Source organism: Flavobacterium sp. (assembly GCF_035760125.1).
Taxonomy (GTDB): Bacteria; Bacteroidota; Bacteroidia; order Flavobacteriales; family Flavobacteriaceae; genus Flavobacterium.
The window spans coordinates 1-3,678 of sequence record NZ_DASTTN010000534.1; the positions used below are offsets into that span (position 1 = coordinate 1).

4 protein-coding genes are annotated in these 3,678 nt (G+C 33.3%); 1 reads left to right on the forward strand and 3 read right to left on the reverse strand.

The window, feature by feature from the left end; translation table 11 throughout:
• The coding region (locus VFS71_RS19010) for a response regulator (RefSeq protein ID WP_326403234.1) at positions 1-664 on the reverse strand (664 nt) is incomplete at its 3' end.
• A 169-nt stretch (positions 665-833) separates the two neighbouring features.
• On the opposite strand from VFS71_RS19010, the gene VFS71_RS19015 reads away from it, so the two are divergent.
• The gene (locus tag VFS71_RS19015; protein ID WP_326403235.1) at positions 834-1,688 is read left to right on the forward strand and encodes an EamA family transporter; all 855 of its coding nucleotides are present in this window, start codon (positions 834-836) and stop codon (positions 1,686-1,688) included.
• Positions 1,689-1,922: 234 nt separating this feature from the next.
• Here the strand turns inward: VFS71_RS19015 and VFS71_RS19020 are convergent, their stop codons facing one another.
• Entirely contained in the window at positions 1,923-2,291 is a 369-nt protein-coding gene (locus VFS71_RS19020; protein ID WP_326403236.1) for a hypothetical protein, read from the reverse strand.
• Positions 2,292-2,526: 235 nt separating this feature from the next.
• Positions 2,527-3,549, reverse strand: a complete 1,023-nt coding sequence (locus tag VFS71_RS19025; protein ID WP_326403237.1) for a hypothetical protein — start codon at positions 3,547-3,549, stop codon at positions 2,527-2,529.
• Positions 3,550-3,678 lie beyond the last annotated feature (129 nt).

Below are 3,678 nucleotides of genomic sequence, written 5' to 3' on the forward strand. Positions count from 1 at the left end.
GAACGACCAATTCTTTGAATAAATTATGGGATTGAATCGGTTTGTCCGCTTTTGGTGCAAACCAATCTTCATAATTACGCTCAATATATTTTCCAAATTGTGAATTGGCTTCCACTTTTTGGGATTCAAGAATTTCAATCATCCCTTGATCATCGATATTCTCCAATTCAAGTTCCCAAAAAATCAGTTTTTTGTATAATTCAACCCAGTCTTCATAGGAGTTGACCATAGCCATTTCCATAGTGATTTTTCGAAACTCTTTTTGGTAATCCAAAGTCGTTTTTTGGGAAATCAATCGGGAATGGTCCAGGTTTTTCTTCAAACTCAATAAAATCTGATTAGGATTTACGGGTTTGATAAGGTAATCGGCGATTTTAGAACCAATGGCTTCTTCCATTATATATTCTTCTTCGCTTTTGGTAATCATTATCATTGGAATAGAAGATTTTTTCTCCTTCATTTCAGACAATGTTTCCAAACCACTCATTCCGGGCATATTTTCGTCAAGAAAAACAATGTCAAAATTGTTTTCGTCAAAAATATCTATGGCATCACGACCATTATTGCAGGTGGTAACGCTGTAATTTTTTTTCTCCAGAAATAATATATGTGGTTTGAGCAAATCGATTTCATCATCAACCCAAAGTATTTTTATGTTCTCCATATTCAATTTATTTTAGTGCAATTTAGTTTTATAGAACTTAAATAATATTAAAAATAGTATAAAATTGATTAAAAATAAATGGAGTCAATCGTATTTGTAATTGTTGCGACTAAAATTTAATGCGCATTCTAGGTTTAAATAGTATTTTTGCACGAATAAAAATCGAACTATGTTATTTCTTATTCTAAGCGTTATTTGCAGTGTGACAGTGGGAGTGATTTTCAAAATTGCCCGCAAATATCACGTATCTGCCACGCAAATTGTGGCTTATAATTATGTCTTTGCTCTAGCGTTGTGTTATTTGTTCTTTAGCCCTGATTTAACGGTTTTGGACGCTTCTTCGCCTTGGGGAATCCTTATTCCATTAGGTGTTTTGTTGCCTGTTGTGTTTCTTTTTTTGGCGACTTCCATAAAACATATGGGTATTGTAAAAACCGATGTTGCCCAACGATTATCGCTGATTATCTCCATTTTGGGAGCTTGGTTGTTTTTTGGAGAGCAATTTAGCGGACTTAAATTGACTGCCCTTTTGTTCGGATTTCCGGCAATAGTTCTTATTCTAGATAAACCTACCGAAAACAAGGAAAACAAATGGATTTATCCAACCCTAGTACTGCTTGGTTTTGGAGTGATAGATCTTCTTTTTAAGCAAATTGCGCTGACTTCTACATTGCCTTTTACGACTTCGTTATTTGTTCTTTTCTCTATAGCACTTGTAATAATGATACTTTTCAATGTCTATGAAATACTTTTCAGAAAGAATAAAATGGATTCCAAGAGCATCCTTTTTGGAGGTTTGGTAGGGATTTTCAATTTTGGGAACATCCTATTTTATCTAAAGGCACATCAGGCATTTGCCCAAAATCCCTCTACCGTTTTTGCCGGGATGAATATGGGAGTTATTATGATTGGCAGTCTTGTTGGGATTTTTATTTTCAAGGAAAAAGTTACCAAGCTGAATGTAACAGGTCTTTTCCTAGCCTTACTTGCAGTGGTTTTTATTGTGATTTCACAGTTGAATTAATAAAAGTTTTAGGAGCGAAAGAATTGGCTTTATCGGTAAGCATCGTTCCTGCTGTCTGCTATATTCCATCTCGTAGAAAAAACGAGCTGGGATACCGCTTCCATCAGGGCTAAAGAGCTGTTATTAGGATTTTTTTATGACAATTCCAAAAAAATGAATAAACAACAAATAACAAGTTAGCCTTGACAATTGTAGAGGGCACGGATTGCAAATCCGCGCTATCTGGATGTTGCATTACCTCAAAAGCAAATCATAGCATTCTTCTTTTCCCTTTTCGTTTACTGTTAGCACTGTGAAAGTTTCATTAAATTTTAGAATATAGATTTTTGAATTAGAAAAAGTTACGTTTTTCGGATCTTCATCTAAACTAATAAATGTGATTTCATTACCTGCAATTTTCCAATTTAGATTTTCTACTTTACTAGGTTGAGTTATAATTACAGTCTGGTTTGACTTAAATTCTATTTTAGAACAAACATTCCTACTAGCAGTTACACCATTGCATATCGAACTACAATTCGTCCATTCTCCAATTAATTTATCACTTTGCGAATATGATAGTAAAGTAAATAAAAGAGTAAATAGAAATATTAGCTTCTTCAAAATATTAAGTTTTATTGTTTTTCACTTTTTCTGGTTGGCAATAACCAATAACGTTCTGGTACTACAGCGGGTTTGGGACTAAATTAAGCCCATTCTTCGGATTTGCCAAATCATCCCAAATACAAAACCATTTTCCCATTAAGCCAATTGCCCAAATCCGTTGTAGTAGCTGTTACCTGTCGTTATTTTATTCATTGTCGGGCATTAGTCCTGTACTATTGCCACTATTTTTCTCTCAGGAGAAAACTGATTTCATATTTTTCTTTTCAATAAATTCGCCTGTCCAAGGATTAAAAGAGTAAACTTCATATTTTGTAATTCTGCTTGAACGTCCATTTGGGGCAATATTTTCAATTGTCTTTGTTCTACTAGCTACATAAAAGCGAAATTGTCCATTTATAAGTTCTGGTTTTTTGAAATTCTCCCATTGTAAAATGCCAATTGCTTTTGTGTTATTGTTTTCTGTAAGTCCCAATTGTTTAGCTAGTTTTATTGCCTCTTCATATGTGAGTTTAAAACCACCTTTTAAATTATCGGGGACATTTTCAAATCCGTAAATTGCCCCATACTGATTAGGAATGAAGTTTCCATTTGAGTCTAACTGAAATTTAATAAGGTCATCATACCTATTGTCCTTGTCAAGTTTAACATCATATTTAAAAAGAAACTTTGTCGGCTTTTCTTCGAATTTATCAGTCCAATTACCTGATTCGTTTTCATTATAAATGGCTGAACTACTTATACTCCAGATAGTATTGTTTATCAAAAAATTGTGTCCATACATTTTGCTAACTAAACTGTCTGCTATTACTTTCATTTTCTTTTGCAAGTCGTAAAAAGGATATTCCTTTTTATTGAAAACTATCCATTCCCCTTTGTCGTAATCTTGGGTGTATTCCAACACTCCTTTTTTTGTGTATTGCTTTACTACTCCAGTTGGTTTTCCTAATGTGTCATATGTTAATGTGCTTTGGAGTTGATTTGTCCCGTTGAAGTAATAGTCATATACAACTACATTTCTGTTTTTTGTAAAAGTTTTTACAAGTCTAACGTTTGGGTATTTCTCTCTTACAAAAGTCAAGGTGTCGCTATGTAAAGTATCGGGTTTATACATTTCGACTTTGTCCATAAAATCATTTTTAAAGTCAGCGATTTTCTGTTTGTCAGTAATTGTTTGTTTAGATGCAGTTGCCACAATTGTTTGTTTACAAGCAGTTGCTACGGTAATCAAGAATATTATTGTCAAAAGTTTGTTCATTCTTCGTTTGTTGTATTTTCTAATAATGACAGGTAACTTGCATATACTCGCTATAAAGTAGCGACTATAAACCTAAAATTGGGTTGATTGGCGAAAATTTGTTTCGTTTCAAATATAGAAAATAATAGT

What these genes read in the sequence shown, in the direction of transcription:
- VFS71_RS19025 (WP_326403237.1), bottom strand. Translation starts at nt 3,549, where the DNA reads ATGAACAAACTTTTGACAATAATATTCTTGATTACCGTAGCAACTGCT.
- VFS71_RS19015 (WP_326403235.1), top strand. Translation starts at nt 834, where the DNA reads ATGTTATTTCTTATTCTAAGCGTTATTTGCAGTGTGACAGTGGGAGTG.